This window comes from Chitinophaga oryziterrae (assembly GCF_009758125.1).
Taxonomy (GTDB): Bacteria; Bacteroidota; Bacteroidia; order Chitinophagales; family Chitinophagaceae; genus Chitinophaga; species Chitinophaga oryziterrae.
Genome location: NZ_WRXO01000026.1, coordinates 1 through 2632, shown reverse-complemented (window position 1 = coordinate 2632; position 2632 = coordinate 1). Strand labels below are relative to the sequence as shown.

2 protein-coding genes are annotated in these 2632 nt (G+C 40.6%); both read left to right on the top strand.

The genetic code is table 11. The features are described 5' to 3' along the window. The first annotated feature begins 238 nt into the window (after nt 1-238). Nucleotides 239-1786, top strand: coding sequence for an IS21 family transposase (gene istA / locus GO495_RS31830; protein WP_157304002.1), 1548 nt, complete (start codon nt 239-241; stop codon nt 1784-1786). Nucleotides 1787-1821: 35 nt separating this feature from the next. Next, nucleotides 1822-2553, top strand: coding sequence for an IS21-like element helper ATPase IstB (gene istB, locus GO495_RS31825; RefSeq protein WP_157304001.1), 732 nt, complete (start codon nt 1822-1824; stop codon nt 2551-2553). Nucleotides 2554-2632 lie beyond the last annotated feature (79 nt).

Genomic DNA, 2632 nt, shown 5'->3' with positions numbered 1-2632 from the left:
TGGATATTACGGCCCATACCTTACCACTGATTTCAGTCCATAGTTTACCAGCGTTTCAGTTCAAAGTTTACCATTTTTAATGGTTCGATTTAGGTTATTTCAGTGCAAAGTGTACCACTGCACCAAGAATCAGACTGACATTACGGCGCAAAGTGTACCACTTTCTTAAGATTTTGTTGAATAGCATTTCTTCATAGCCTTGCTTTGTAATAAAAGCATGGCCAATAAAGTGATTCAAATGCAACAGATTCGTCTTCTTCTGCAGTTAGTCGAGAAAGGCCATTCTTTAAGAGCCATTACCACTGAGCTTAAATTATCCCGCCAGGCTGTAACATTGTACGCCAATCGACTTAAAACTGCGTCTATTGGGTTAGAATCCCTGCGCCAACTGTCAGATGCCGCACTAGCAAAAATTGTCTACCAGGAAGAAGCTCCATTGGATATTGAAGACAACATCAGAAGAAAAGAGTTTAATGAACGGCTCTCTTATTTTCAATCTGAACTTAAACGTACGGGAGTAACACGCCTTCTACTATGGGAAGAATATAGTAAAGAATGTGTTGCTCATTACCAGTATACACAGTTTTGTATCCTGCTGAAAGATGCCAGTAATATTTTACGGGCTACCATGCACCTGACCCATGATCCCGGGGCAATGGTAATGGTTGATTTTGCCGGTGATAAGATGAGTTATACTGATAGATCTACCGGAGAGATTATAGATTGTCCAGTGCTTGTAACGGTGCTTCCATTTAGTAATTATTCCTTTGCAATGGCATTACCGAATGCCAGCATTCCCCAGGTAATCAAAGCACTGAATGCCAGTCTTCAATATTATCGTGGCGTTCCATTAAGTCTTAAAACAGATAATATGAAGCAGGTGGTTACCAAGCCATCCAGATATGAGCCTCTTTTTAGCGAAGCCCTCCAACAATGGGCACTCCATTATAACATTACATTACTAGCAACCAGACCGGTAAAACCAAAGGATAAAGCGGCTGTTGAAAATATTGTAAAAATCACCTACCAACGTATTTATGCTCCACTAAGAGATCAGCAGTTCTTCCATCTCAACGAACTCAATGCGGCTATAGCAAGTCAACTGGAGATACATAACCAAAAGCTATTCCAGTTAAAGGATCATAGCCGATTACAATTATATGAGAACCAGGAAAAGCCCCTGTTACAACCGTTGCCATCAAGTGACTTTGTGATAAAACATAAGGTGCTGGCTAAAGTTCAAAAGAATTATCATATCACCCTTGGAGAAAACTACCATCATTACAGTGTTCCCTATCAGTTCATAGGTAAGAAAGTAAGTGTCGTTTATGATACGGACGAAGTAGAGATCTATTATCAGCATCAGCGTATTGCTCTCCATACACGCAATTATAAAAAGCATGGATTTAGTACTACCGGAACACATATGCCAACCGGACACCAGAACTATGCCGCACAACAAGGTTGGACACCAGCCTACTTTATAGGTCAGGCAACAGTTATAGGACCAGCAGTCCAACGATACATTGATCTGGTACTAAAGAGCAGGGCTTATACAGAACAAACTTACAATGCCTGTCGTGGGATCCTGCGGTTAAACCAACAATATGGATCTATTCGATTGGAAGCGGCCTGCAGCAGGGCTTTGAATGGCAGTACCTTTAATTACAGGATACTACAGAATATTCTGCTTAACAATCTTGATCAGCTGAATACTACAGAACAACCGGATCTGTTCCGGGTTCCTGACCATGAAAACTTACGTGGACCTCATAATTATCAATAAAAAGAATACTTCATCATAAACATAAAAATAACAACATGAACCAGCAATCCACATTGGATCAATTACAAGAACTTAAATTATCAGGCATGGCAAAAAGGTATGAAGCCATCATCATGCAACCTGTTCACCAACAACCAGAGCCGCATGAACTAATTGCTACATTAACTGAAGCGGAAGCTGGCTACCGGGTGTATCAGCGAACCCAGCTCTACCTTCGCCTTGCCAAGCTTCGGTATAATGCAACACTGGAGCAAATCAATTGTAGACCTGAAAGAGGAATTACAAAAGAAATACTGCTCACTTTATCAGATGCTGTATTTATTGAAAAATCTGAAAATCTACTCATTACTGGCGCAACTGGTTGTGGCAAAAGTTACCTCGCCTGTGCTATGGGAAGAAATGCATGCCTGCTTGGACATCGAACTTTGTACTACTCAATGAATAGGTTTATTGAAGCCCTTGCCTCGGCGAGATTAGACGGAACTTATATCCGGTGGCTGAATGTAATTGCAAAAATGCCTCTTCTGATAATCGATGATTGGGGATTACAGCCATTAAGCCATGATATGAAGCTTACTATATTACAGATACTGGAGGATCGCTTCGCAAAAGGTGCCACTATCATAACTTCTCAATTACCGGTTAATAAGTGGTATGAATATATCAACGAACCAACCCTTGCTGATGCAATCTGTGACAGGTTGACAGCCAATGCTCACAAAATAGAGCTGAAAGGAGAATCCTTACGGAAGAATAAAAACAGTTAAATTACATCAGCTACTACAAGTCTTTAATTGTGGTACACTATGACCTGAAATAGTGGTAAGCTTTAACCGTAATATCCAC